At 62.4% G+C, this 25,138-nt stretch carries 23 protein-coding genes; 20 read left to right on the forward strand and 3 right to left on the reverse strand.

Annotated features, from left to right (window positions below; translation table 11 throughout):
* Positions 1-26: 26 nt before the first annotated feature.
* Positions 27-656 (reverse strand): DNA-3-methyladenine glycosylase I, encoded by a 630-nt coding sequence (locus tag MHH62_RS04120; RefSeq protein ID WP_014718319.1) that lies wholly within the window; start codon positions 654-656, stop codon positions 27-29.
* A 215-nt stretch (positions 657-871) separates the two neighbouring features.
* Here MHH62_RS04120 and MHH62_RS04125 point away from each other — a divergent pair, with 215 nt between their 5' ends.
* The 3 genes from MHH62_RS04125 (at position 872) to MHH62_RS04135 (ending at position 3,760) form a co-directional block, all read left to right on the forward strand.
* On the forward strand, positions 872-2,197 hold the full coding sequence (locus MHH62_RS04125) for a C4-dicarboxylate transporter DctA (protein ID WP_172832684.1): 1,326 nt from the start codon (positions 872-874) through the stop codon (positions 2,195-2,197).
* 158 nt (positions 2,198-2,355) lie between these two features.
* On the forward strand, positions 2,356-3,057 hold the full coding sequence (locus MHH62_RS04130; protein ID WP_014718317.1) for a FadR/GntR family transcriptional regulator: 702 nt from the start codon (positions 2,356-2,358) through the stop codon (positions 3,055-3,057).
* Between the two features lie 16 nt (positions 3,058-3,073).
* On the forward strand, positions 3,074-3,760 hold the full coding sequence (locus tag MHH62_RS04135; protein WP_014718316.1) for a GntR family transcriptional regulator: 687 nt from the start codon (positions 3,074-3,076) through the stop codon (positions 3,758-3,760).
* 184 nt (positions 3,761-3,944) lie between these two features.
* Here the strand turns inward: MHH62_RS04135 and MHH62_RS04140 are convergent, their stop codons facing one another.
* On the reverse strand, positions 3,945-8,813 hold the full coding sequence (locus MHH62_RS04140) for an NAD-glutamate dehydrogenase (protein ID WP_130174962.1): 4,869 nt from the start codon (positions 8,811-8,813) through the stop codon (positions 3,945-3,947).
* A 482-nt stretch (positions 8,814-9,295) separates the two neighbouring features.
* On the opposite strand from MHH62_RS04140, the gene MHH62_RS04145 reads away from it, so the two are divergent.
* From MHH62_RS04145 to MHH62_RS04205, 13 genes are all read left to right on the forward strand, one after another.
* A complete protein-coding gene (locus MHH62_RS04145; RefSeq protein ID WP_003190803.1) occupies positions 9,296-9,649 on the forward strand; it encodes a hypothetical protein in 354 nt (117 codons plus the stop codon).
* Between the two features lie 266 nt (positions 9,650-9,915).
* A complete protein-coding gene (locus MHH62_RS04150; protein ID WP_020301524.1) occupies positions 9,916-10,875 on the forward strand; it encodes a MoxR family ATPase in 960 nt (319 codons plus the stop codon).
* 5 nt (positions 10,876-10,880) lie between these two features.
* Positions 10,881-11,813, forward strand: coding sequence for a DUF58 domain-containing protein (locus MHH62_RS04155; protein WP_014718313.1), 933 nt, complete (start codon positions 10,881-10,883; stop codon positions 11,811-11,813).
* Positions 11,810-12,304 carry a DUF4381 domain-containing protein gene (locus MHH62_RS04160; RefSeq protein WP_339232552.1) on the forward strand — a complete coding sequence of 165 codons (495 nt, stop codon included), beginning with the start codon at positions 11,810-11,812 and terminating at the stop codon, positions 12,302-12,304. The genes MHH62_RS04155 and MHH62_RS04160 overlap by 4 nt, the downstream gene beginning before the upstream one ends.
* Positions 12,297-13,385 (forward strand): VWA domain-containing protein, encoded by a 1,089-nt coding sequence (locus MHH62_RS04165; RefSeq protein ID WP_019820200.1) that lies wholly within the window; start codon positions 12,297-12,299, stop codon positions 13,383-13,385. The genes MHH62_RS04160 and MHH62_RS04165 overlap by 8 nt, the downstream gene beginning before the upstream one ends.
* Positions 13,382-15,121 carry a tetratricopeptide repeat protein gene (locus MHH62_RS04170; protein ID WP_339232554.1) on the forward strand — a complete coding sequence of 580 codons (1,740 nt, stop codon included), beginning with the start codon at positions 13,382-13,384 and terminating at the stop codon, positions 15,119-15,121. The genes MHH62_RS04165 and MHH62_RS04170 overlap by 4 nt, the downstream gene beginning before the upstream one ends.
* On the forward strand, positions 15,118-16,758 hold the full coding sequence (locus tag MHH62_RS04175) for a BatD family protein (RefSeq protein ID WP_339232555.1): 1,641 nt from the start codon (positions 15,118-15,120) through the stop codon (positions 16,756-16,758). The genes MHH62_RS04170 and MHH62_RS04175 overlap by 4 nt, the downstream gene beginning before the upstream one ends.
* 103 nt (positions 16,759-16,861) lie before the next feature.
* Positions 16,862-16,984 (forward strand): hypothetical protein, encoded by a 123-nt coding sequence (locus MHH62_RS04180; RefSeq protein WP_254989527.1) that lies wholly within the window; start codon positions 16,862-16,864, stop codon positions 16,982-16,984.
* Positions 16,985-17,087: 103 nt separating this feature from the next.
* Positions 17,088-17,210, forward strand: coding sequence for a hypothetical protein (locus MHH62_RS04185; RefSeq protein ID WP_254989527.1), 123 nt, complete (start codon positions 17,088-17,090; stop codon positions 17,208-17,210).
* A 103-nt stretch (positions 17,211-17,313) separates the two neighbouring features.
* Positions 17,314-17,436 (forward strand): hypothetical protein, encoded by a 123-nt coding sequence (locus tag MHH62_RS04190; RefSeq protein ID WP_254989527.1) that lies wholly within the window; start codon positions 17,314-17,316, stop codon positions 17,434-17,436.
* A 103-nt stretch (positions 17,437-17,539) separates the two neighbouring features.
* Positions 17,540-17,662 (forward strand): hypothetical protein, encoded by a 123-nt coding sequence (locus MHH62_RS04195; protein WP_254989527.1) that lies wholly within the window; start codon positions 17,540-17,542, stop codon positions 17,660-17,662.
* Positions 17,663-17,765: 103 nt separating this feature from the next.
* Positions 17,766-17,888 carry a hypothetical protein gene (locus MHH62_RS04200; RefSeq protein WP_254989527.1) on the forward strand — a complete coding sequence of 41 codons (123 nt, stop codon included), beginning with the start codon at positions 17,766-17,768 and terminating at the stop codon, positions 17,886-17,888.
* 103 nt (positions 17,889-17,991) lie between these two features.
* A complete protein-coding gene (locus MHH62_RS04205) occupies positions 17,992-18,114 on the forward strand; it encodes a hypothetical protein (protein ID WP_020301528.1) in 123 nt (40 codons plus the stop codon).
* Between the two features lie 156 nt (positions 18,115-18,270).
* Here the strand turns inward: MHH62_RS04205 and MHH62_RS04210 are convergent, their stop codons facing one another.
* Positions 18,271-18,741 carry a hypothetical protein gene (locus tag MHH62_RS04210; RefSeq protein ID WP_173877528.1) on the reverse strand — a complete coding sequence of 157 codons (471 nt, stop codon included), beginning with the start codon at positions 18,739-18,741 and terminating at the stop codon, positions 18,271-18,273.
* A gap of 408 nt (positions 18,742-19,149) precedes the next feature.
* On the opposite strand from MHH62_RS04210, the gene MHH62_RS04215 reads away from it, so the two are divergent.
* The 4 genes from MHH62_RS04215 (at position 19,150) to MHH62_RS04230 (ending at position 25,041) form a co-directional block, all read left to right on the forward strand.
* A complete protein-coding gene (locus MHH62_RS04215) occupies positions 19,150-19,401 on the forward strand; it encodes a hypothetical protein (RefSeq protein WP_014718308.1) in 252 nt (83 codons plus the stop codon).
* Positions 19,402-19,574: 173 nt separating this feature from the next.
* Positions 19,575-20,816 (forward strand): exonuclease SbcCD subunit D C-terminal domain-containing protein, encoded by a 1,242-nt coding sequence (locus MHH62_RS04220; protein WP_032903194.1) that lies wholly within the window; start codon positions 19,575-19,577, stop codon positions 20,814-20,816.
* Complete coding sequence (locus tag MHH62_RS04225; protein ID WP_339232557.1) at positions 20,813-24,451, forward strand: AAA family ATPase; 3,639 nt, start codon at positions 20,813-20,815, stop codon at positions 24,449-24,451. Before MHH62_RS04220 ends, MHH62_RS04225 begins: the two co-directional genes overlap by 4 nt.
* Complete coding sequence (locus MHH62_RS04230; protein WP_003190786.1) at positions 24,448-25,041, forward strand: glutathione S-transferase; 594 nt, start codon at positions 24,448-24,450, stop codon at positions 25,039-25,041. Before MHH62_RS04225 ends, MHH62_RS04230 begins: the two co-directional genes overlap by 4 nt.
* Positions 25,042-25,138 lie beyond the last annotated feature (97 nt).

Raw genomic sequence — 25,138 nt, forward strand, 5'->3', positions numbered from 1 at the left:
GCTCCCACAGTTTTAACCGTATCTGGTCAGGGACGTTTGAACAGGTTGCGCTGGTGTTCAATGCGCTGGCGGCACTCACAACCCTCCAGATGATCATTGACCATTCCCATCGCCTGCATCAACGCATACATCGTGGTCGGGCCGACGAAGGTCCAGCCGCGTTTCTTCAGGGCCTTGGACAAGCGCACCGAAGCCGCTGAGGTCGGATTGGCCGTCCAGTAAGCCATGTCCACCACTGCCGGCCGCTCTTGCGCGCCGGGTTCGAACGCCCACAGCCAGCGCGCCAGCGAACCGGTCTCCTCCACCAGCTCACAGGCCCGGCGTGCGTTGTTGATGGCCGAGATGATTTTCGCCCGATTGCGCACGATGCCCGGCTCGCTCATCAACCGCTCGATGTCCGTCTCGCCGTACTGCGCCACCCGGCGAAAATCAAAACCCTCGAACGCCTGCCGAAAGTTTTCGCGCTTGCGCAGGATGGTGATCCACGCCATCCCCGCCTGAAACCCCTCCAGGCAGATCTTCTCGTACAGCGCGATGTCATCCGCCACCGGCACACCCCACTCGTGGTCGTGGTAATGCAGGTACGCAGGCGCTGCAGTGCGCCAGGCGCAATACATGCGCCCTGCTTCGTCGGTTGTCAGCCCTGATTGATCCATCCATCACCTCGTATGCCCAAGGCGATGATACGCAAAAAAAATTAATCCCCGCCAACCGCTCAAGCATCGTACTTACCGACCAACTGGTCAGACCGGGACCTGCCAACCGCCAAATATTTACTTGTGATTTGAAAAAACCCGAGCGTAGACTGGCCCCGCACTGGACTTACCGGTAAGACCACAACAATTAAGCCCTGGAACCACCAGGGCACCGAATAGAGATCCCTCCCATGCTCAGATGGTGCTCGCGTTCGATTTTCCTGCAAGTCGTGATTGGCCTGATACTCGGCATCGTCTGCGGCCTGGCCCTTCCCGAATTCTCCTCGCAACTCAAACCTTTGGGTGACGGCTTTATCAAGCTGATCAAAATGCTGATCGGCCTGATCGTGTTCTGCGTAGTGGTCAGCGGTATTTCCGGCGCGGGCGACTTGAAGAAGGTCGGACGCATCGGCCTCAAGTCGGTGATCTATTTTGAGATGCTGACCACCGTCGCCCTGGTGCTCGGCCTGATCATGGCCTTCAGCACCGGCATCGGCAGCGGCGCCAATATTCACCTGGAGCAACTCTCTTCCGCCGGTTTGAATGAACTGGCGGACAAGGGCCAGCACATCCGCGGCACCAGCCAGTTTCTGATGGAGTTGATCCCCAACTCGGTAGTCGGCGCCTTTGCCGATAATAACGTGCTGCAAGTGCTGTTGTTTTCGGTGTTGTTCGGCAGCGCGCTGAACCTGGTGGGCGAAGCGGCCAGCGGGATTTCGCGACTGATCAACGAATTGAGCCATGTGATCTTCCGCATCATGGGCATGATCGTGCGCCTGGCGCCGATTGGCGTATTCGGTGCCATCGCGTTCACCACCAGCACCTATGGCCTCGATTCACTGCAACACCTGGGCAGCCTGGTGGGGCTTTTCTACCTGACCTGTTTTGCCTTTGTGGCGGTGATCCTCGGGCTGGTGATGCGCCTGTCGGGCCTGCGCATGTTGCCGCTGCTCAAGTACCTGCGCGAAGAACTGCTGATCGTGATGGGCACCGCGTCGTCCGACGCGGTGTTGCCGCAGATCATGCGTAAACTGGAACACCTGGGCATCGGCAGCTCCACCGTGGGCCTGGTGATTCCCACCGGCTATTCGTTCAACCTCGACGGTTTTTCCATCTACCTGACCCTGGCTATCGTGTTTATCGCCAACGCCACCGGCACACCGCTGTCGATGACCGACTTGCTGACCATCCTCCTGGTATCGTTGATCACCTCCAAGGGCGCCCACGGCATTCCAGGCTCGGCATTGGTGATTCTGGCGGCAACGCTCACAGCGATTCCGGCGATTCCGGTGGTCGGCCTAGTGTTGGTGCTGGCCGTGGACTGGTTCATGGGCATCGGCCGTGCGCTGACCAACCTGATCGGCAACTGCGTGGCCACCGTGGCGATTGCACGCTGGGAAAAAGACATTGATATCCAGCGCGCCAACAAGGTGCTCGACGGCCAGCAAGGCTATGCCTTCCAGGCCAAGAAGCCGGTACTGCCGGCGCATCAGGAGTTCTAGGACAACACCCATCCAATGTGGGAGCTGGCTTGCCTGCGATAGCGGTGGGTCAGCGTCAACTGTAGTGCCTGACACTCAGTCATCGCAGGCCAGCCAGCTCCCACACTGGACCTTCGCCAGACTGAATACTGTATGAGCAACATCAAGGAGCCTTCGACGTGATCAGCACTTCAACCGTCGTCAATTCAGTGGTAGAAAAACTGCGCGCCGCCTTGGCGCGAGGCCAGTGGCGCCGCGGTGAAATGCTGCCCGGTCAACGCGAACTGGCCGAACAGCTAGGCATCAGCCGCCCGAGCCTGCGCGAAGCGGTAATCGTGCTGGAGACCCTCGGCCTGGTGCGCTCCATGCCCGGCAAAGGCGTGGTCGTGCTGGAAACCAGCGTCAGCGAGCCGCAATCGAGCGACGCCGTGGCCGATGCCAGCCTCGAGGACATCCTGCAACTGCGCTACACCCTCGAACCCTTCATCGTCGGCCTGGTGGCCCAGTCCATCAGCAGCAAGGAAATCGGCCAACTGCGCCTGACCCTGATGGACATGCGCGAGGCCCTCGATGCCGGCGATGCCGAAGCCGGCATGAACGCCTATATCGACTTCCATGAAGAATTGTTCGCCCTGACCTCCAACCCGATCTTCCAGAACGTGGTGCAGCAAACCAGCACCGCGCTCAAACAAAGCGCCCAGGTACTGCGCAACTCCCCTGAACACCTGGCCGAACGCCTGCAAGAGAACGAGGCCGTGGTACGCGCCATCCGCAACAAGAACAGCGCCCTGGCCAGTGCCGAAATGCGTCGGCACATCCTGCAGGAAGGCCTGCGCATGGGCATTCGCTTGAATATCCCGGACGACCATCTGGGCAGTTGATTTTCGGAGACCGGCCATGAACGCTCACGCCCTGCAACGCGACTCCACCCTCACGTCCCTACGCTGGACGCCCGAAAAAAAGCCCTCGGTGGACGATATCTACCCACGCTTGTTCGACGCCATTCTTGAGCAACGCATTGCGCCCGCCAGCCGCTTCACCGAAGAAGGCCTGGGCGAACTCTTTGGCGTGAGCCGCAGCGTGATTCGCCGAGTGCTCGCCAAGCTGTCCCATCAGCAAGTGGTCATCCTGCGCCCCAACCAGCGCGCCCAGGTCGCCGCGCCGGATGCCCAGCACACACGGCAGATTCTGGAAGCACGGCGTCTCACCGAAATGACCGTGGTGCAACTGGCCTGCGCCCAAGCCACAGCGATGCAGATTCGCCAACTGCGCGAGCTGATTGCACAGGAGCGCGACGCCATTGAGCGTGACCAACGGGGGCCGGCGATCCGGTTTTCGGGAGAGTTTCATCTGCAACTGGCGCACATGGCAGGCAATGCGCCGTTGGCGCAGTTTCTCAACAGCCTGGTGCCGTTGACGTCGTTGATCATTGCGCAATTTGAAGTAAAAGCCTGCACCTATTGCGCGTGGCAGGAGCATGTGGCGATTGTGGATGCCGTGGAACAGCGCGACGCTCACACGGCCGTCGCCCTGATGACCCAGCACCTGGATCACCTGGAAACCCGACTACTCAAACACCACTGACGCCAAGTGAGTAAAGTTAAAACTGTGGGAGCTGGCTTGCCTGCGATAGCGGTGTATCAGTGACCAAATTATTAACTGACCCGCCGCTATCGCAGGCAAGCCAGCTCCCACATTGATCGCATTCCAGATCAAATAAAAAAGCCCCCGCATCTCAGGATGCGGGGGCTTTTGGTTTAGCGAGGCATCAAGCCGGTTGCACCACCGACTGACCGCTCAACGCCAGGTCCAGCAACTCACGGTTGGCCACCGCGTACATGGCGTAGTCCGTGCCCACTGCGGCACGAATTTCCACCATCATGGCACGCCAGCGATCCGCCATGTCCTGATGCTGCTCAAGCCACAGGGCCACGCGGGCTTCCATGTCTTGTGGCGCATCGGCCATTTGCAGGACCGAAATGGTGATCGCCCGTTGCTGCCAGTCCACGTCGTCGCGGAAGGCTTCGCGGGCCTGGGCTTGCCAGTTGTTGGCCACTGGCAGATCGCTGATCTGCTGCAGGTACCAAGGCAGGTCCAGGGCGCTGCCGACGGCGAAGTAGGCCTTGGCCACTTCGGCGGCGTCATGCCCGGTCACGTCGGCGGCTTCGATGATCGGCAGCAAGGTGTACAGGTGGGTAGTGCCTGCAACCATGCGCGCCAACAACTCTGGTACGCCGGCCTGGGTGTAGGCCTGGTAGCGGTTCTGCCAGCCTTCGCGGGTCGGGCCTTCCAGCAGTTCGTCGAGCTTGAGGCCCAGCGCCGCCAGGTGCGGACCGAAGTGCGCGGTGTCGCGCCCGGCGTCTTGCTCGTTGCGACGGCTGCGCAAGAACCAGCGCGTAGCACGACGGCCCAGGCGCATCAGTTCATCCATGAGCTCCAGTTGCACGTCAGCGGAAACCTGGTGGTCCAGGGCTTCAATCTGACGGAACCAGTGCGGGAGATGGAAGATGTCCCGCACGATCACATAAGCGCCCGCCACGTTCGCTGGGCTCATGCCGGTCGACTCTTTGAGTCGCTGCACGAAGGTGATACCCATGTGGTTGACCAGGTCGTTGGCGATCTGGGTGCTGACGATCTCGCGCTTCAGACGATGGCGACGCATGGCTTCGCCGAACTTGGCCACCAGGCTCGGTGGGAACGCGGTCTCCATGTCACGGGTCAGGTACTCGTCATCCGGTACCAGCGACTTGAGCAGTGCTTCCTTGAGGTCGATCTTGCTGTACGAGATCAGTACCGACAGTTCCGGGCGGGTCAGGCCCTTGCCGGCAGAGGCGCGTTCAGTAAGCTGTTCCTCGGTCGGCAGGTACTCGATGGCACGGTCCAGCTTGCCACGGCCTTCCAGGTCGCTCATCAGGCGCTTGTACTCGGCAGCACGCTCGTAAGCCTTGCGCGCAGCCAGGGACAGGGCCTGGGTCTGCTTGTAGTTGTTGCCCAACACCAGGTTGCCAACTTCGTCGGTCATGCTCGCCAGCAACTGGTTGCGCTGCTTGTCGGTCATATCACCGGCCTGCACCACTTCGTTGAGCAGGATCTTGATGTTCACTTCGTGGTCGGAGCAATCCACGCCACCGGCGTTGTCGATGAAGTCGGTGTTGGAACCGCCGCCATTGAGGCCGAATTCCACACGGCCCAGTTGGGTCATGCCCAGGTTGCCGCCCTCGCCCACCACCTTGCAGCGCAGTTCGTTGCCGTTCACGCGCAGCGCGTCGTTGGCCTTGTCGCCCACGTCGGCATGGCTTTCGGTGCTGGCCTTGACGTAGGTACCGATACCGCCGTTCCACAACAGGTCCACCGGCGCCTTGAGCAAGGCGTTGAGCAGTTCGGTCGGGGTCAGCTTATCGGCCTGGATGTCGAAGCGTTCTTTCATCTGTGGCGAGATGGCAATGCTTTTCGCGCTGCGCGAGAAGATACCGCCACCTTCGGACATGATGCTGGTGTCGTAGTCGGTCCAGGCCGAACGCGGCAGTTCGAACAAACGCTTGCGCTCGACGAAGCTGGTGGCCGGGTTCGGGTTCGGGTCGACGAAGATATGCAGGTGGTTGAAGGCTGCGACCAGTTGCAGTTTGTCCGACATCAACAAGCCGTTACCGAACACGTCACCGGCCATATCGCCGACGCCTACCACTGTGATGCTGTCTTCCTGCACGTTGATGCCGCGCTCACGGAAGTGACGCTGTACACCTACCCATGCGCCCTTGGCGGTGATGCCCATTTTCTTGTGGTCGTAACCAGCCGAACCACCGGAGGCGAACGCATCGCCCAGCCAGAAGCCGTAGTCGATGGCAATGCCGTTGGCGATGTCGGAGAAGGTTGCAGTGCCCTTGTCCGCCGCTACCACCAGGTACGGGTCATCGTCGTCATGACGCACGACGTTGGCCGGCGGCACCAGGGCGCCGTCTTTCAGGTTGTCGGTGATGTCCAACAGGCCGGAGATGAAGATGCGGTAGCAGGCGATGCCTTCGGCCGCGATCTCGTCCCGGCTGCCGCCCAATGGCAGGCGACGCGGCAGGAAGCCGCCCTTGGCGCCCACCGGCACGATTACCGAGTTCTTCACTTGCTGGGCTTTTACCAGGCCAAGCACTTCGGTGCGGAAGTCTTCTTCACGGTCAGACCAGCGCAGGCCGCCACGAGCGACGTTGCCGAAGCGCAGGTGCACGCCCTCGACCCGTGGCGAGTACACGAAGATTTCAAACTTCGGCACTGGCTTGGGCAGCTCGGGGATGGCACGCGGGTCGAACTTGAAGCTGAAGTACGACTTGTTCTGGCCGTTGGCATCGGTCTGGTAGAAGTTGGTGCGCAGGGTGGCCTTGATCAGGTCCAGGTAGCGACGCAGGATGCGGTCTTCGTTGAGCACCTGAACGTCGTCCAGAGCCGTGAGAATCGCTTGCTCCAGGCGTTGCTGCTTGTCTTCCAGGTCGTCGGCAGTGAGCTTGCGCGCCAGGTAGAAGCGGGTCTTGAACAGCCGGGTCAACTCGCGGGCGATGTCGGTGTGGTTGTTCAGGGTGCTGGCGATGTAACCCAGGTCGAAGCCCAGGCGAATCTGCTTCAGGTAACGGGCATAGGCACGCAGCAGCGCCACGTCGCGCCATGGCAGGCCGGCGGTGAGGACCAGGCGGTTGAACGCATCGTTCTCGGCATCGCCATGCACGATGTGCACGAACGCATCCTGCAGGGTGTCGTTGAGCTGCTGGATATCCAGGTTCACGCCTTCGGCGGCGATGAACGCAAAATCATGAATCCAGAACTCACGGCCATTGGCATGGCGCAGGCGATACGGAAACTCGCCCAGCACGCGCAGGCCGAGGTTTTCCAGGATCGGCAGTACGTCGGACAGCGCCAGCGGGGTGTCAGCGTGGTAGAGCTTGCAATGCAGCTCACGCTGACCGGAGACCTGGCCCAGCGGCTGATAGAAGCTCATCACCAGCGGGTTGGCTTCGGTCAAACTGTTGAGGTGCTGCATGTCGACCACAGCCGAATGCGCAGCGAAACGCTCGCGGTAGCCGGCCGGGAAGCCCTTAGGGAAATCCGCCAGCACGTTGGTGCCCTGGGCTTCGCCGAAGCTTTCCACGACCAGACTGGCGTAGTCGTCCTGCCAGCTGCGGCAGGCCTGCACCACTTCTTTTTCCAGTTGCAGCGGGTCGATGTCCAGGCGGTTCTTCGGGTCAACTCGCAGAATCAGTTGCACACGGGCAAGGACGGACTCGGAGAAGAAGGTCCAGAACTCGCAGTCCGAGGCCTTCAGACGGTCCATCAGCACTTGCTGGATCTTCTGGCGCACTTCGGTGGAGTAGATGTCGCGTGGCACGTACGCCAGGCAGTAGCAGAAACGACCGTAGGGGTCTTTGCGCAGGAACACGCGGATCTTGTTGCGTTCCTGGATCTGCACGATTGACATCACGGTGCTGAACAGCTCGTCGACTGGAGTCTGGAACAGGTCGTCACGGGGCAATACTTCCACCACCTGGGCAAGCTCTTTACCCAGGTGCGCCTTGGCCTGGAAGCCCGAACGACGTTCGATTTCCGCGACCTTGCGGCGGATGTAAGGGATCACCCGGACGCTTTCGCCGTACACCGAGGAGGTGTACAGGCCCATGAAACGGTGTTCCTTGATGACCTTGCCGTCGGCGCTGATCTCACGGATCGACACGTAGTCCGGGTAGGCCGGACGGTGCACGCGGCTTGGGTGGGCGGCCTTGGCGAACGACAGTACGGTCGGCTCGCGCAGGTAGGCCACCGCGTAGTCCTCGATGCGCAGGTCTTCGGCGGTGAGGCCGGCGCGCAGCAGCTTGGTCAGACCGAGGAAGGAGCTGGCGTCATATTCGATATGACCGCCGTCCGCCTCGTCACGTACCACGAACTCTTCGTAGCCCAGGAAGGTGAAGTGGTTGCCCACCAGCCATTCGAGGAAGTTCTTGATCTCGGCTTTTTCTTCGCCGTCGATGGCGAACGCGCTGGCGTCGATACCGGCGAGCAGGTCCTGAACCTTGGCTTTCATCGGTTCGAAATCGGCCACGGCTACGCGCACTTCGCCCAGTACCTGCTCAAGCTCTTTGCTCAGCACGTTCAGTTCGGCGGCATTGGCGCAGCGGTCGATCTCCAGGTACATCAGCGATTCTTGCAGAATGCCGTCGCCCTGGGTGCCCTTGGGCAGGATTTCCAGCAGCTCGCCCTTGCTGCCGCGACGCACGCTGAGCACGGTGGTTTGCAAGGTATGGATGCTGTAGCCACGGCGATTCAGCTCGGTGCGTACCGAGTCGACCAGAAAGGGCAGGTCATGGTGCAGCACTTCGACCGCAGTATGCGTCGATTGCCAGCCATGACGCTCATAATCGGGGTTGTAGACCCGCACTTGCGGTTGGGTGTGATCAAAGCGCTCAAGCAGGCGCCAGGCAGACAGGGTGCAACCGGCCAGGTCGGAAAGGCGACGCTGGGTCAGTTCGTCCAGAGAAATGATGCCGAAGAATTGCTCAGCGAACAGCGCCACTTGTGGCAGTGCCTGTTCGCTGATGTGCTGCGCCAGTGCCGCTTGCAGTTGGTGCTGGAAGTCGGCCTTGCTGGCTGCGGTGAAGAACGCCATCTGTGGTACTCCGCTTGGGCTTGTTATTGATGAAAGCGTCGCGTGTTATCCCCTTGCGGGGAGACCGTCAGCTCTGTTCGCTGGTGTGCTGACAAGCACCTTAAACGAATCAGGGTGACAGGTGGGTGAAGCTGGACAGGACAGTCAGGTCACATACAACTTCCATACGGCATGCCATTGGCCAGATGACGATACGACGGGCAGGTCAGGCGCCTGGCACAGGGCACATCCGTTGCGCAGCTTAACGAGTGTAGGAAGAACGCTGCTTGCGACGCTGCGACATATTCGGTCATCGGTAAGCAGGGTGTCGGTTGCAACTTGGGCAACCTAGGATTTTCGGTAGAAAATCTTGCTACTTTGCACACCATCAGTACCAGAAATGACCGATCCGGCCCGTCAGGTCATGCACAAGTTCCGACACAGGATGAAGCACAAAATTCGCCGCAGTGGCACAATTGCCCTCCCCAACACAGGATTGCCCCATGCTGCAGCTGAAAACCGACGCCCTGATGGCCACTCCGTGCGACGACGAAGAAGACAACATGGCCATGCTTTGCTGTCACGGCAAGAACGGCGAAATGTTCATGCTCACCCGTTACCCGGATGAAGATGAAGTGGAGCTGACCTGGGATTACGAGCCTTCGACCCTCGATGGGCTGAAAGTGACGTTGGGCGACACCACCTTATTGATCGAACTGGCGGCCGGCGATGCAGATGCCTTGGGCGGCAAGGACCAGTTGGAGATCACCCACAGCACCGCTGCGGCAGACATGGCCGAAGTGCAGGAAACGCTGCAGAACATCCTCACAGGCACCGGCACTTTCATTCGGATCTGAATGCACCGAAGACCCCATGTGGGAGCTGGCTTGCCTGCAATGCAGGCGGTGGGGTCTTTCAGCCAGACCGAGTTGAGGCCATCGCAGGCAAGCCAGCTCCCACAGTGACCGTGCTTTACCAGCCCAGACGCTTGCTATCCCATGGGTTTTGCTAAAAATACCCATCAAGCCGTTAGTCGCCGCACCCCGCGATGCATTAAAGTAAACGCCCCAGGCCCGGTGTTCTGTCACAACACCCAGGCTCATCTTTCCAGGAACCGTCATCGATGGAACATCGTGAAGCGCTGCTTGCGCTGCGAACCTTTCTTTCTACGCAGATTCTCGGCCAGGAAAAACTCATCGATCGCCTGCTGATCGCCCTGCTCGCCGACGGCCATATGCTGGTCGAAGGCGCACCGGGGCTGGCCAAGACCAAGGCGATCAAGGAGTTGGCCGAAGGGATCGAAGCGCAGTTCCATCGTATTCAGTTCACCCCCGACCTGCTGCCCGCCGACATCACCGGCACTGAGATCTATCGCCCGGAAACCGGCAGTTTCGTATTCCAGCAGGGGCCGATCTTCCACAATCTGGTACTGGCCGACGAAATCAACCGTGCCCCGGCCAAGGTCCAGTCGGCCTTGCTGGAGGCGATGGCCGAGCGTCAGGTCAGCGTAGGCCGCAGCACCTATGAGCTGTCGCCGCTGTTTTTGGTGATGGCCACGCAGAACCCCATCGAACAGGAAGGCACCTACCCGCTGCCCGAAGCGCAGCTCGACCGGTTCCTGATGCACGTCAAGATCGGCTTCCCGGACGCCGCCGTCGAGCGCCGCATCCTGCAGCAAGCCCGCGGCGAAGCACTCAATGGCGAAACCAAGCCCGAGCGCCGGGTCAGTCAGCAGGCCATCTTTGCTGCGCGTAAGGAAATCCTCGGCCTGTACATGGCCGATGCCGTGGAGGAATACCTGGTGCAACTGGTGATGGCCACGCGCACCCCTGCCAAGTTCGACCCGGAAATGGCTGAGTGGATCGCCTATGGCGCCAGCCCCCGTGGTTCCATCGCCCTGGACCGTTGTGCCCGAGCCCATGCCTGGTTGGCCGGTCGCGATTTTGTCAGCCCGGAAGATATCCAGGCGGTGCTGTTCGACGTGCTGCGTCACCGCATCATCCTGTCGTTCGAGGCCGAAGCCGCCGGTGTCGACCAGGACCGCGTGGTGCAACGCATTCTCGACGTCGTTGCCGTCGCTTGAAGTCGATGAACGCAAGCGATGGCATCCGCGTAACCCTCAGTGAATTGATTGAGATGCGCCACCGCGTGCGTGAAGTGCAGTTGTTCTCCACGCCTGGCCAGCGTAGCCCGCTGGTGGGCCTGCATCACTCCAAGCTGCGCGGGCGTGGCGTCGATTTCGACCAGGTGCGCGTGTACCAGGCCGGCGACGACGTGCGCACCATCGACTGGCGCGTGACGGCGCGTACCCAGGAGCCGCACACCAAGCTGTTCCACGAAGAGCGCGAACGGCCGATTTTCATCATGGTCGAGCAAAGTTGCCGGCTGTTTTTCGGCTCGGGGCAAATGTTCAAGTCGGTGCTCGCCGCCCAGGCCGCCAGCCTGATCGGCTGGGCCGCCCTGGGCCATAACGACCGGGTGGGCGGGCTGGTGTTCGGCGACAATGAGCACTACGAGATCAAGCCACGGCGCAGCAAGCAAAGCCTATTGCAACTGCTTAACCGGCTGGTGCGGGTCAACCAGAGCCTGGATACCGAGCGTCAGCCGGAAGCGGATGCCCTGGGCATGGCCTTGCGCCGTGGCCGCGAGGTACTGCGCCCGGGCAGCCTGGTGGTGGTGATCTGTGATGAACGCGCCCTCACCGAAGGCGCCGAGCAACAGCTGAGCCTGCTGGCGCGCCATTGCGACCTGCTGTTGTTGCCAATCTCCGACCCGTTGGACCACGCCCTGCCCGCCGCCGGGCTGCTGCGTTTCGCACAAAGAGGTGCGCAACTGGAACTGGACACACTGAACATCGACCTGCGCCAGGCCTACAAGGCCCAAGCCGAAGCGCGTATCGCCCGCTGGGAACTGCTCGCGCAGAAACTGCGGCTGTTGTTGATGCCCTTGAGCACCCAGAGTGAAATGGTCGAGCAACTGCGCGAATACCTCAACCCGCAACGCCCGGTTAAAAAACCATGAGCAGCCTGGACCAACTGCAACCGCTGATGGCCCCACCCGCCATTGGCTTCTGGCCACCTGCGCCGGGCTGGTGGCTGTTGCTGCTGGTGATCCCACTGCTCGGTTGGGGCTTGTGGTGGCTGCGTCGTTTCCTGCCGGCCCGCCGCCCCGTGGCCCGTGCCGAACAACCGCTGGACCCGTTGCGTATCGCCGCCCTGGCCGAGTTGGCGTTGATGCCCAAGCCCTACGACGGAGCGCCAGCGGGCGCCTGGTTGCAGCAACTCAACGGCCTGCTCAAGCGCCTTTGCCGTAACGACTACCCTTATAGCCAGAGCCACACCCTCAACGGGCGCAAATGGCTGGCCTTCCTGGATAACCGCTGCCCCGCCGCCGGCCTGACGCGCTGGATGGTGTTGGTGGAAGGCGCCTACAAGCCCGAATGCAAGCTCGACGACAAAGCCATCGCCGGTCTTACCCAAGCCGTCGACACCTGGATTCGCAAACATGTTTGAGTTCGCCTGGCCGTGGATCTTCGCCCTGTTGCCATTGCCCTGGATCATGCGCCTGGTGCTGCCCGTGGCCGACAGCGGCGAACCGGCGCTCAAAGTCAGTTACCTCAGTGACCTGGAAGGCTTGGCCCGCCGTCGTGCCCGGGTCAACCTGCCCGGCTGGCGCCAGCAAGCGCCATTCGTGGTGCTGTGGCTGCTGCTGTTGACCGCCGCCGCCCGCCCGCAATGGCTGGGCGAACCCTTGCCGATTGCTGCCAGCGGCCGGGATTTGCTGGTGGCGGTGGATGTCTCCGGCTCCATGGATTTTCCCGACATGCATTGGCAGGACGAAGACGTCAGCCGCCTGGCCCTGGTCAAGCACCTGCTGGGAGACTTTCTGGAGGAGCGTGAAGGTGACCGCGTGGGCCTGATCCTGTTCGGCAGCCAAGCCTACCTGCAAGCGCCCCTGACCTTTGACCGCCGCACCGTGCGCACCTGGCTGGATGAAGCGCGCATCGGCATTGCCGGCAAGAACACCGCCATCGGCGACGCCATCGGCCTGGCCCTCAAGCGTCTGCGCCAACGCCCGGCGCAAAGCCGTGTGCTGATCCTGGTCACCGACGGCGCCAACAACGCCGGGCAGATCGACCCGTTGACCGCCGCGCGCCTGGCGGCCGAGGAAGGCGTAAAAATCTACCCCATCGGCATCGGTGCCGACCCCGAGCAAACCGGCTCCCTGGGCATCCTTGGCGTAAACCCGAGCCTGGACCTCGACGAACCGGCGCTCAAGGCACTGGCCGAGGCCACCGGCGGCCAGTATTTCCGCGCCCGGGACGGCGAGGAACTGCTGAAGATCAAGGACACCCTCGACACCCTCGAGCCCGTGGAACAACAACCCACCCAGGCCCGCCCGGCCCAGGCGCTGTACAGCGGCCCGTTGGCCTTGGCGTTGGTGTTGAGCCTGCTGCTGGTGATCCAGGAACGCTGGCCGAACAACGCTTTGCAACGAGCCTTCAATAGGCTATCGAGCAGGGGCATCTTTTTGCAGCAACACCCTGAATGGCGCCAGCGCCTACAGCGCCTGCGCTTGCGGAGGCGTCGATGATCGCGCTGTGGCCGCACTGGTTGCGCCCCTGGTGGCTATTGCTGCTGCCCCTGCTTGGCTGGTTGCTGTGGCAGCTATGGCATCGGCAAAAGCGCGCCGGGCGCTGGCAGATGATCCTGCCGCCGGCGTTCCATGCCGAGTTGCTCAGTGGTGGCAATGGCCGCGAGAGTCGATCGCCATGGGTGGTGCTCGGCATCGCCTGGCTGTTGGCCGTGCTCGCGTTGCTGGGCCCCAGTTGGCAACGGGTTGAACAGGCCAGCCAGAAACCTTCCGACCCCCTGGTGGTGCTGCTGGAACTGACCCCGGAAATGCTCGCCACCGACAGCCCGCCCAACCGCCTGGAACAGGCGCGGCGCAAGCTGTATGACTTGCTGCAAGCACGCACCGATGCTCAAACAGCCATCATCGTGTATGCCGGCAGCGCCCATACCTTGGTGCCGCTGTCCGATGACCTGGCTACCAGCCGCAACCTGTTGGAAGCCCTGCGCCCATCGATCATGCCCGAGCCCGGCCATCGTGCCGATCTGGGCGTGGAAAAAGCCCTGGGCCTGCTCAAGCAAGGCGGTCTCGGCCAGGGGCGCCTGCTGCTGATCGGTTCCTCACTGTCCAAACAAGAGCGCCAAGGCATCCGCCTGCAACTGCAAAGTGCCCAGGCTCCAACGTTGTCGATCCTCGGCATCGGCAGTCGCGAAGGCACGCCGGTGACGCAGGAGAGCGGCGAATTCCTCAAGGACGACCAGGGCGCGATCCTGGTGCCGCGTCTTGACAGCCCGACCCTCAAGGCGTTCGCCAGCGAAATGGGCGGCCGCTACCGTGCGGCACGCCTGGATGACAAGGACCTGCGCCAACTCGGCATGCTCGACAGCGCCCAGGCCCTGCGCGACGACGGCCAACGGCTGCGCCTGGACAGCTGGGCCGACCAGGGTTACTGGCTGCTCTTGCCGTTGTTGCTGCTGGCCGCGTGCGCCGGGCGTCGCGGCTGGCTGTTCTGCCTGCCCTTGCTGCTGATGGGCGTGCCGCAACCCAGCTACGCCTTTGGGCTGCAGGACCTGTGGCTGCGCCCCGACCAACAAGGCCAGTACCTGCTCAAGCACAAACGCCCGGCCGAAGCCGCCGAACACTTCCAGGACCCACAATGGCAAGGCGTGGCGCTGTATGAAGCCGGCAATTACGCCGAGGCCATCAAGCGGTTTGCCCAAGGCAGCGACGCCTATTCTCACTACAACCGCGGCAATGCCCTGGCCAAGGCCGGTGAACTTGAAGCGGCCATTGATGCGTATGAACAAGCCCTGGAAGCCCAGCCCGATTTGCAGCCCGCGCTGAAAAACAAAGCCCTGGTTGAAGCGCTGATGCAGGAGCAAGCGCAGCCCGAGCCGGACCCGCCCGCAAAAAACGCAGATGACGAAACCGCCCAACCCGGCCAAACTGCGCAACCGGGCACCAGCGCGCAAACGGCCCAGGGCGGCGAGCAATCGTCCCACGGCCAGGGCGAAGCCGGCACGGGTGAGACCCAGGCCAACGCCCCGCCACAGGCCGGTGGCAATGAAGTGCCAGGCAGCGAACTGGGTGACGAGCAAACCACCACGCCGCCACTGCGCCCTGCCGACACGCGCCTGGAAGGCGAGCGCCGCCAAGCGCTGGAGCAATGGTTGCAGGAAATCCCGGACAACCCCGGCGAGCTGTTGCGCCGCAAATTCTGGTACGAACAGCAACAACATCAGGACACCACTCGATGAGCCGCCGCACTACCCTTTTGCTCCTGCTCGCGTTGTCGGCAGGCCACGCCCAGGCGGCGGACCTGGTCGCCAGCGTAGACCGCAGCCGCCTCAACTCCGGGGAAACGGTGGAGCTGACGGTGCAATCCAGTGATGTAACCCAGTTTGGCAAACCGGACCTGTCGCCCCTGGACGCGCAGTTCGAAGTCAGCGGCACCCGCCAGATCAACCAACTCACCACGCTGGACGGCGACAACCACGCCACCACCCGCTGGATCATCACCCTGTTGCTCAAGGTAAACGGCAACGTGGTGATCCCGCCGCTGCAGGTGGGCGCACTCAAGACCCAGCCGATCACCCTGCAAGTGGTGGAAAGCGCCAGCCAGAACACCAGCGCCGAACTGGCCCCGGTGTTCATCGAAGCCAGCCTCGACCAGACCAGCGTGTACGTGCAGGCCCAGGCCCTGTTGACCGTGCGCGTCTACCACTCGGTGTCGCTGTATGACGACAGCAGCCTCACGCCCTTGCAGATACCGGATGCACGTGTCGAACAACTGGGCGAATCACGCACCTATGAAAAGGTCATCAACAGCATTCGCCATGGCGTGATCGAAACCCGCTACGCCCTCTACCCGCAACACAGCGGCGCTGTGGTGATTCCGGCGCAGACCTTCAGCGCTACCCTGGTGGAATCGCGACCGCCCCAGGAAAACACCCTGCAGGGCACCAAGCCGGGCAAGATGATTCACGTTAGCTCAGCGCCCCTGCCCTTGACGGTCAAACCCAAACCGGACGCCTACCCCGCCGACACCCCCTGGTTGCCCGCGCGCAGCCTGACCTTGAGCGAAGGCTGGAACCCCACGCCGGACCACGTGCAAGTCGGCGACTCTCTGACCCGCAGCCTTACCGTGGAGGTCGAAGGCCTGTCCAGCGCACAACTGCCGGCGCTGCCCGGCACCGAGGTCAACGGCCTGCGCCGCTACCCCGACCAACCAGTGATGGCTAACCGTACCAGCGACCGCGGCCTGACCGGCAGCCGTGAAGACCGCGAAGCGCTGGTGCCGACCCGCGCCGGCGAACTGGAACTGCCCGCCGTGGAAGTAGTGTGGTGGAACACCCACGAAGATCATCTGGAACGCACCAGTCTGCCGGCGCGCACCGTGCACGTGGCGGTGAACCCCAGCCTGGTGGTGGACACCCCGGCGACACCGACCATCATCACCGCCCCCGACGATGACCGCCTGTGGCTATGGCAACTGAGCACACTGATACTGGCCTGCACCACCCTGCTAGGCTTTGGCCTTTGGTGGCGCGCACGCCGGCAACCGGCGGTACAACGCGCCGCGCAAACCGGCCCCAGCCCACGCACCCTGCTCGACGACCTCAAGCGCGCCACCCAGGCCAACGACCCCCACGCCACCCGCCAGGCCCTCGACGCCTGGGCGCGGCAACAACCCGAAACCCTGGCCGACATGGCCGCACGGTTTGTGCCGCTGTCAGATGCCCTGGATGGCCTGAATGGCGCGCTGTACAGCGAAAGCGGTCAATACTGGTTGGGTGATGACCTGTGGCGAGCGATCAAAGCCATCCCCGTGGCCGAACGCGAGCAAGACCCGGCCACCGACACCACCAGTTTGCCGCCGCTCTACCCCAAGTAACCCCCGAGCCTGCTCGTTCCCACGCTCTGCGTGGGAATGCCGCCCCGGACGCTCCGCGTCCAGGTTTTACGCCCTGTGCAACGGTGACGCAGAGCGTCACGGGATGCATTACCACGCAGAGCGTGGGAACGATCAATGGCGAGCGATCAAAGCCATCCCCGTGGCCGAACGCGAGCAAGACCCGGCCACCGACACCACCAGCTTGCCGCCGCTCTACCCCAAGTAACCCCCGAGCCTGCTCGTTCCCACGCTCTGCGTGGGAATGCCGCCCCGGACGCTCCGCGTCCAGGTTTTACGCCCTGTGCAACGGTGACGCAGAGCGTCACGGGATGCATTACCACGCAGAGCGTGGGAACGATCAATGGCGAGCGATCAAAGCCATCCCCGTGGCCGAACGCGAGCAAGACCCGGCCACCGACACCACCAGCTTGCCGCCGCTCTACCCCAAGTAACCCCCGAGCCTGCTCGTTCCCACGCTCTGCGTGGGAATGCCGCCCCGGACGCTCCGCGTCCAGGTTTTACGCCCTGTGCAACGGTGACGCAGAGCGTCACGGGATGCATTACCACGCAGAGCGTGGGAACGATCAATGGCGAGCGATCAAAGCCATCCCCGTGGCCGAACGCGAGCAAGACCCGGCCACCGACACCACCAGCTTGCCGCCGCTCTACCCCAAGTAACCCCCGAGCCTGCTCGTTCCCACGCTCTGCGTGGGAATGCCGCCCCGGACGCTCCGCGTCCAGGTTTTACGCCCTGTGCAACGGTGACGCAGAGCGTCACGGGATGCATTACCACGCAGAGCGTGGGAACGATCAATGGCGAGCGATCAAAGCCATCCCCGTGGCCGAACGCGAGCAAGACCCGGCCACCGACACCACCAGCTTGCCGCCGCTCTACCCCAAGTAACCCCCGAGCCTGCTCGTTCCCACGCTCTGCGTGGGAATGCCGCCCCGGACGCTCCGCGTCCAGGTTTTACGCCCTGTGCAACGGTGACGCAGAGCGTCACGGGATGCATTACCACGCAGAGCGTGGGAACGATCAATGGCGAGCGATCAAAGCCATCCCCGTGGCCGAACGCGAGCAAGACCCGGCCACCGACACCACCAGCTTGCCGCCGCTCTACCCCAAGTAACCCCCGAGCCTGCTCGTTCCCACGCTCTGCGTGGGAATGCCGCCCCGGACGCTCCGCGTCCAGGTTTTACGCCCTGTGCAACGGTGACGCAGAGCGTCACGGGATGCATTACCACGCAGAGCGTGGGAACGATCAATGGCGAGCGATCAAGGCCATCCCCGTGGCCGAACGCGAGCAAGACCTGGCCACCGACACCACCAGCTTGCTGCCGCTCTACCCCAAGTAACCCAGCCTCAACCAACACCACAAAACCCCTGTGGGAGCTAGCTTGCCTGCGATGGCGTTGTAACAGGCGGCAGATGTGCTGGCTGATACTCCGCCATCGCAGGCAAGCCAGCTCCCACAGTTGATCTGCATCGCCTGCTCGGACGCCTGCTTGCACTCAGTGATTACGACGCGGCACCTTCCATTCCCGATGGGGGAACTTGTACAGATAGTTCAGGTTATCCATATCGAACCGGCCATCCTCCTTGCCGGGGCCACCGAAGAAGCTGATGCCGATATCCAGCTTGCGCAGCAGTTTAGGGCGTGAGAGTAGCTCCTTGGCCGCGTGGTGGGCCTCGGGTGAGAACGTCCTGTCGGTGGCGATCAGGCCGGCGGCCTCTTTCAATTCATTGAAGTTCACATAGCTGTCTGTCGCCCCTGCGGCGAATTCACGGAAGTGATCGCGGATCAACCCTATTAGTTGCCGGTCACTCACGCTTGCGTACGGGCGCAGGTCCGGGGCGCTGGCCTGGGTTTGAGTGCTTCGTGCCTGACGATGGTTAGCTTGGGTTGAGCGACTTTCAGCATCCAGTTGCTCTGGTAGAGCGGTGAAAGCGCTAGTGGAAGGTGGGTTTACTGAAAAAGACATGGTGGGCCTCTGATTCATTCAGGGGTTGATTGAGAAATCCACGTTGTGCGTGGTCGCCACTCGCCCTGTGGTTCCACTTCGTTCGTCACGCCCGCTCGACATGCATTGTTAAAGGCCAGCAATCCATATCCCTTTAATTTGCAGGACGTTTCCTAGACAATCCTTTGGCCTTGCGCCTGCTCATTTCGCTGGCTAGCCTTCGCTTCGTCGCTGCAAATCAGCGATCGGGAGTGAGATCCCGTTATCAGCAGGCGCACTGCGCTACAACCGTCAATGGCGGCTGTGTGCGGGCAGACTTCGGTCTGGCCGGGTCCTGTTTTCCGGTATCTCACCCCGCACATAGCTGCCACCTTTTGACGTGTGAGATCGGCAAAAGAATGGCTCCCAATCCAAGCAGGAGCTTTATCCATGAACAAACTTATCCCCGACCCACCCTTTCCGATTTTCGTCGCCCACGAAGACCTGAGTTTCGAAGACGCTATCGCCAGCATCTCCTCGCTACTCCGTTGCGCCGCCACCACCGCCACCGAAACCGCCGAGGGCCTCAAAGGCACCCGGCGCGACATGGCCTGTTCCACCGCTCACCTGATCGACATGGCCCGCACCCTCGCCGACCGTGCGCTGGATTGCCTGCAACCCAACCCCACTAACACCCCATAACCCCTGTGGGAGGGGGCTTGCCCCCGATGGCGGTGGTTCAGTGCCAGGGATGCTGGCTGACCCAGCGCCATCGAGGGCAAGTCCTCTCCCACATTTGACCTGCGTCGCCTGGAGCAGCAGGTACGCAGAACAGGTAAACTCCCCTCCTTTTCATCTTCTCCACGGAGTTCGCCTTGCGTCTGTTTCATACCTCCGACTGGCACTTGGGCCAAAACCTCCACGGCCAGGAACGCGACTTCGAACACGCCTGTTTCCTTGAGTGGCTGCTGGGCCAACTCAAGGCACAGCGCCCGGACGTGCTGTTGATCGCCGGCGATATCTTCGACACGGTCAACCCGCCGCTCAAGGCCCAGGAGCGCTTGTATGACTTCATCATCAGCGCCCACGAACAACAGCCGACACTGACCATTGTGATGATTGCCGGCAACCATGACTCCGGTTCGCGCATTGAGCTGCCTGCGCCTCTGATGCGCCGCTTGCGCACCCATGCCCTGGGCCGAGTGCTGTGGCTGGATGACGGGCAACTGGATGCCGACCGCCTGCTGATCCCGCTGCCCAATGCCAAAGGCAAGATCGCCGCCTGGTGCCTGGCGCTGCCCTTCCTGCGCCCGGCGGAAGTCACCGGCGCACAGCTGGGCGATGATTACCTGCGCGGCATCGGCCAAGTGCATGAATGGCTGATCGCGGCCGCCAATGCCAAGCGCAACAAAGGCCAGGCGTTGATAGCCATCAGCCATGCGCACATGGCCGGTGGGTCGGTATCCGAAGACTCCGAACGCAGCCTGATCATCGGCAATGCCGAGGCGCTGCCCGCCACACTGTTCGACCGAAGCGTGGCATATGTGGCCCTCGGCCATTTGCACAAGCCGCAAAAGGTCAATGGCGAGGAGCGCATTCGCTACAGCGGCTCGCCAATCCCCCTGTCGTTCTCCGAAATCGGCTACAAGCACCAGATTCTCGACGTGACGTTCCAGGGCGAACGGCTGGTGGGCTGTGAACCGATCCTGATTCCCCGCTCCGTCAACCTGCAACGCCTGGAAGCCGCGCCCCTGGCCGATATTCTCAAGCAACTGGGTGAACTGCCCGACATCGACCTGCTCGCCGAAACCCAGCGCCACCCTTGGCTGGAAGTGCGCGTGCGCCTCGACGAGCCGCAACCGGACCTGCGCCAGCAGATCGAAACCGCCCTGCAAGGCAAGGCCGTGCGCCTGGTACGGATCGCCGCCGACTATGCCGGCACACGCGGCAGCGCAGAGGCAGACGATGCGCAACTGATCGAACTCGACCAGCTCACGCCCCAGGAGTTGTTCAGCCGCGCCTGGCAGGACAGCTACGGCAGTGAGGTGGATGAACAGACCTTGAAGGACTTCGCCGTGCTGCTCCAGGAAGTGCAACAGGAGGGCGAACAGCCATGAAGATCCTCGCCATCCGCCTGAAAAACCTCGCCTCCCTGGCGGGCCCGTTCGAAATCGACTTTACCGCCGAGCCCCTGGCCAGTGCTGGCCTGTTCGCCATCACCGGGCCGACTGGCGCGGGGAAAAGCACCCTGCTCGATGCGTTGTGCCTGGCGCTGTTTGGCGCGGTACCGCGCCTGGGTGATACAGGCCAGGCCAAAATGCCGGATGCCGACACGGACATTTCCATCGGCGACCCGCGCACCCTGATTCGCCGCGGCACTGGCGGCGGCTATGCCGAGGTGGATTTTGTCGGTGTCAGTGGCCGTCGCTACCGCGCCCGCTGGGAAGCCAACCGCGCCCGCGACAAGGCCAGCGGCAAGTTACAGAACAGCCGGCAAAGCCTGATCGACCTGGACAGCGACCAACTGCTGGCCAGCCAGAAAACCGAATACAAGACCCAGCTGGAATTGGCCCTGGGCCTGAACTTCGAACAGTTCACCCGTGCGGTGCTGCTGGCGCAAAGCGAGTTCAGCGCCTTCCTCAAGGCCAATGACAATGAGCGCAGCGAACTGCTGGAAAAGCTCACCGACACCGCGCTCTACACCCAGCTCGGCCGCCGTGCGTTCGACAAGGCCAAAGAGGCCAAGGACGCCCACAAACAGCTACAGGACCAAGCCACCGGCGTGGTGCCCCTGGCCCCCGAAGCCCGCGCCGAGCTGGATCAACAGTTGGCCCAAGCCCAGCAGCAGCTCAAGAGCCAGCAAGCCCAGCTCAAGCAGCTGGAGTTGCAGCACACCTGGCTCAAGGAGCTGCGTGAATGGCAGGAGCGCCATCAGCATGCTGTGGAGCAACTGCAACGCGACGAGCAGACCTGGGCCGACCAAGGTCAGCAACGCCAGGACCTGAGCCTTCTGGAGCAGTTGGCACCGCAACGCCATCACTTCCTGCGCCAGGCAGAACTCGCCACCTTGCTGACGCCCCTGGCGGCGCAGATTGCCCAGCACCTCGAGCAACAAACCGCCCTGCACACCCGCCAGGAACAGGCGCAACACCAGCAAGTGGCCGCCCAGGCAGCACTGGCCGAGGCCCTGAAACACCAGGCCGACGCCGCGCCCCTGCTGCGCCAGGCCATCGAAGAGCAAAACACCCTCGCCCACGTGAGCCGCGAACTGGCCAAGCGCAACGAGGAAAAACACCAGCACGAAAGCGCCTGCACCGAAGGCCAGGCCCTGCTCGACGGTTTGCAACACACGCAGGCCCAAGGCACCGAGCGCCTGCAACGCCTAGCCACCGAGCTTGAGCACAGCGCCGCCCTCGCGCCGCTGAGCGATGCCTGGAACGCCTACCGTGACCGCCTGCAACAGTTGGTGTTGATCGGCAATCGCCTCAACCAAGGCCAGGCCGAGCTGGGGCAGCTCGAACAGCGCGCCAGCGCCGCCATTGAACAGTTCACCCAACAGCGCGAAGCCCTGGATTTGCTCTACCACGAGGCCGGTGCCGAACCGCACGCGGTGGCCGAACAAATCCAGTTACTGGCCAGCCTGCTGCAAGACAATCGCAAGCAACAGCGCGCCTTCGAAGACCTGGCCCGCTTGTGGGACAGCCAGCAACAGTTGGATCAACAGGCCTCTGCGCTCACGCAAAGGCTCGCCGAGGCCGCGCAAAAACGCGAACAACTGAACCAGACCGGCCTGCAAACCAAGGCCGAACTCACCGTTGCCGAACAAACCCTGACGGTGACCAAGCAACTGCTTGAGCGCCAACGCCTGGCCCGCAGTGCCAGCGTCGAGGAATTACGCGAGCAGTTGCAGGATGACCAACCCTGCCCGGTGTGCGGTAGCCACGAACACCCCTATCACCAGCCCGAGGCTCTGCTACAGAGCCTGGGTCGCCATGATGAAAGTGAAGAGGCGGCTGCGCAGAAAGCCGTCGACAGCCTCAAGGAAAAACTTACCGAACTGCGCGGTGAAGTGGGCGGCCTGATCGCTCAGCAAAAAGAGTTCCTGCAACAACAGGAACAGTTGGCCATGCAGCAGCAGGGTTTGGCACCGAGCCTGCAAGCCCACCCACTGTCGGCCTCGCTGCTCGCCCAGGACGCCGCCAAGCGCAGCCCTTGGCTGGCCCAGCAATTGGCCCAATTGACCCAAAGCATCAGCCAGGACGAACAACGCCAAGGCGCCCTGCTCAACCTGCAACAGAACGCCGGGCGCTTGCAGCAACAATTGCAAGCGGCCCAGGACGCCAGCCAGCAAGCCCGGCAATTGCTGGTGGACCAACAACGGCAACTGGCCGGCGACCGCGAACGCCTGGAGGCGGAACTCAGCGCCTTCGCCAGCCTGTTGCCCAGCGAAACGCTGGAAGGCTTGCGCAGCGCGCCTGCGGCGACCTTCATGCAGCTCGACCAGCAGGTCAGCCAGCGCCTTGAGCAGTTGGGCCATCAACGCGATGAGCAGGCCGAGCAGCAGGAGCGCCAACAGGCCATCGAGAAACAACACACCCACCAACAGCATCGTCAGCAGCAATTCGACGCCTTGAATCTGCAAGTCGCCGAGCTGGCCGACCAGCAACACGCCGTCCAGGAAAAACTCCGCGCCTTGCTAGGGGACCACCCCAGCGCCGAGTACTGGCAACAGCAGCTGGAGCAAGCGGTCACACAGTCGCGCCAAAGCGAGACCGACGCCAACCAGGAACTGCACGCCGTGCACACGGCCCAGGTACAGCTGGCCGCCGACCTCAAGGCCCAGCAGCACCACCAGCAGGCATTGGAGGCGGAGCAGCAAGCCCTTGCGACACGCATCGGCGAATGGCGCGCCCTGCACCCAGACCTGGATGATCAGGGCCTGGCACGCCTGTTGGCCCTTGATGAAGCCCAGGTCGCGCAGTTGCGCCAGCACCTGCACAGCAGCGAAAAGGCCGTCGAGCAAGCCAAGGTTCTGTTGCACGAGCGCGAACAGCGCCTGGCCGAACACCAGGCCCTGCACAATGGCAACCTGGAGGCCGAGCAGTTGGCCGCCACCCTGGCAACGCTTGAGCAACAATTGCTCGAGGGTGAGAAACACTGCGCCGAACTGCGCGCACGCCAGTCCGAAGACCAGCGCCGCCAGAATGCCAACCAGGCCCTGGCCGAACAGATTGCCAAGGCTTACGAGCAGTGGCAGCGCTGGGCACGCCTGAATGCGCTGATCGGCTCGGCCACCGGCGACACCTTCCGCAAGATCGCCCAGGCCTACAACCTCGACTTGCTGGTGCACCATGCCAACGTGCAACTGCGCCAACTGGTGCGCCGCTACCGGCTTAAACGCGGCGGCAGCATGCTGGGGCTGCTGGTGATGGACACAGAGATGGGCGATGAACTGCGCTCGGTGCATTCCCTGTCCGGTGGCGAAACCTTCCTGGTGTCGTTGGCACTGGCGTTGGGGCTGGCCTCGATGGCGTCGAGCACCTTGAAGATCGAGTCGCTGTTTATCGACGAAGGTTTTGGCAGCCTTGATCCGGAGTCCTTGCAATTGGCGATGGACGCTCTGGATGGTTTGCAGGCCCAGGGTCGCAAGGTGGCGGTGATCTCCCACGTACAGGAAATGCATGAACGCATCCCGGTGCAGATCCAGGTACAGCGCCAGGGCAATGGCCTGAGCACGTTGGAGGTCAAGTGAGCGAAGCGCTGCTTTATTCGTTCCGGCGCTGCCCCTATGCAATGCGCGCGCGACTGGCGCTGCGTTATTCCGGCGTTGCGGTGAGCATCGTCGAAGTCAGCCTGAAAGCCAAGCCGGCCGAGATGCTCGCGCTGTCGCCCAAGGGCACGGTGCCGGTGTTGAGCGTCGAAGGGCGAGTGATCGAGGAAAGCCTGGAGATCATGCAGTGGGCGCTGGCCCAGCACGACCCCGAAAACTGGCGGCTACAGGGCGATCCGGCGGTGTATGCGCTGATTGAAGAAAATGACCAGGTGTTCAAACATCATTTGAATCGATACAAGTACGCCGAGCGCTACCCGGAGCAACCGATGGAACACTATCGGGCCGAGGGCGAGGTGTTCTTGCGCAAGCTGGAAGATTTGCTGGCAGACCGTGAGTATCTACTCGCCGATCACCTGAGCTTGGCAGATGCAGCGCTGGCGCCGTTTGTGCGCCAGTTTGCCCATGTGAATCGGGAGTGGTTTGCGGGCACGCCCTATCGGCGTTTGCAGGCCTGGTTACAGCGGTTTCTGGATTCACCGTTGTTTAGAGCAGTGATGGCAAAACCCTGAGACCAATCCAATCCAATGTGGGAGCTGGCTTGCCTGCGATGGCATCGACTCGGTACATCAGCTATACCGAGTGGTCCGCATCGCAGGCAAGCCAGCT

The organism is Pseudomonas sp. FSL L8-0168 (genome assembly GCF_037976155.1).
Classification (GTDB): domain Bacteria; phylum Pseudomonadota; class Gammaproteobacteria; order Pseudomonadales; family Pseudomonadaceae; genus Aquipseudomonas; species Aquipseudomonas paracarnis.

Bases quoted from the DNA above. Each gene is read 5' to 3' on its own strand.
- MHH62_RS04200 (WP_254989527.1), top strand. From the start codon at position 17,766: ATGCATTACCACGCAGAGCGTGGGAACGATCAATGGCGAGCGATCAAA.
- MHH62_RS04195 (WP_254989527.1), top strand. From the start codon at position 17,540: ATGCATTACCACGCAGAGCGTGGGAACGATCAATGGCGAGCGATCAAA.
- MHH62_RS04120 (WP_014718319.1), bottom strand. From the start codon at position 656: ATGGATCAATCAGGGCTGACAACCGACGAAGCAGGGCGCATGTATTGC.
- MHH62_RS04145 (WP_003190803.1), top strand. From the start codon at position 9,296: ATGCTGCAGCTGAAAACCGACGCCCTGATGGCCACTCCGTGCGACGAC.
- MHH62_RS04135 (WP_014718316.1), top strand. From the start codon at position 3,074: ATGAACGCTCACGCCCTGCAACGCGACTCCACCCTCACGTCCCTACGC.
- MHH62_RS04215 (WP_014718308.1), top strand. From the start codon at position 19,150: ATGAACAAACTTATCCCCGACCCACCCTTTCCGATTTTCGTCGCCCAC.
- MHH62_RS04170 (WP_339232554.1), top strand. From the start codon at position 13,382: ATGATCGCGCTGTGGCCGCACTGGTTGCGCCCCTGGTGGCTATTGCTG.
- MHH62_RS04180 (WP_254989527.1), top strand. From the start codon at position 16,862: ATGCATTACCACGCAGAGCGTGGGAACGATCAATGGCGAGCGATCAAA.
- MHH62_RS04225 (WP_339232557.1), top strand. From the start codon at position 20,813: ATGAAGATCCTCGCCATCCGCCTGAAAAACCTCGCCTCCCTGGCGGGC.
- MHH62_RS04140 (WP_130174962.1), bottom strand. From the start codon at position 8,813: ATGGCGTTCTTCACCGCAGCCAGCAAGGCCGACTTCCAGCACCAACTG.
- MHH62_RS04150 (WP_020301524.1), top strand. From the start codon at position 9,916: ATGGAACATCGTGAAGCGCTGCTTGCGCTGCGAACCTTTCTTTCTACG.
- MHH62_RS04185 (WP_254989527.1), top strand. From the start codon at position 17,088: ATGCATTACCACGCAGAGCGTGGGAACGATCAATGGCGAGCGATCAAA.
- MHH62_RS04165 (WP_019820200.1), top strand. From the start codon at position 12,297: ATGTTTGAGTTCGCCTGGCCGTGGATCTTCGCCCTGTTGCCATTGCCC.
- MHH62_RS04175 (WP_339232555.1), top strand. From the start codon at position 15,118: ATGAGCCGCCGCACTACCCTTTTGCTCCTGCTCGCGTTGTCGGCAGGC.
- MHH62_RS04210 (WP_173877528.1), bottom strand. From the start codon at position 18,741: ATGTCTTTTTCAGTAAACCCACCTTCCACTAGCGCTTTCACCGCTCTA.
- MHH62_RS04155 (WP_014718313.1), top strand. From the start codon at position 10,881: ATGAACGCAAGCGATGGCATCCGCGTAACCCTCAGTGAATTGATTGAG.
- MHH62_RS04205 (WP_020301528.1), top strand. From the start codon at position 17,992: ATGCATTACCACGCAGAGCGTGGGAACGATCAATGGCGAGCGATCAAG.
- MHH62_RS04160 (WP_339232552.1), top strand. From the start codon at position 11,810: ATGAGCAGCCTGGACCAACTGCAACCGCTGATGGCCCCACCCGCCATT.
- MHH62_RS04190 (WP_254989527.1), top strand. From the start codon at position 17,314: ATGCATTACCACGCAGAGCGTGGGAACGATCAATGGCGAGCGATCAAA.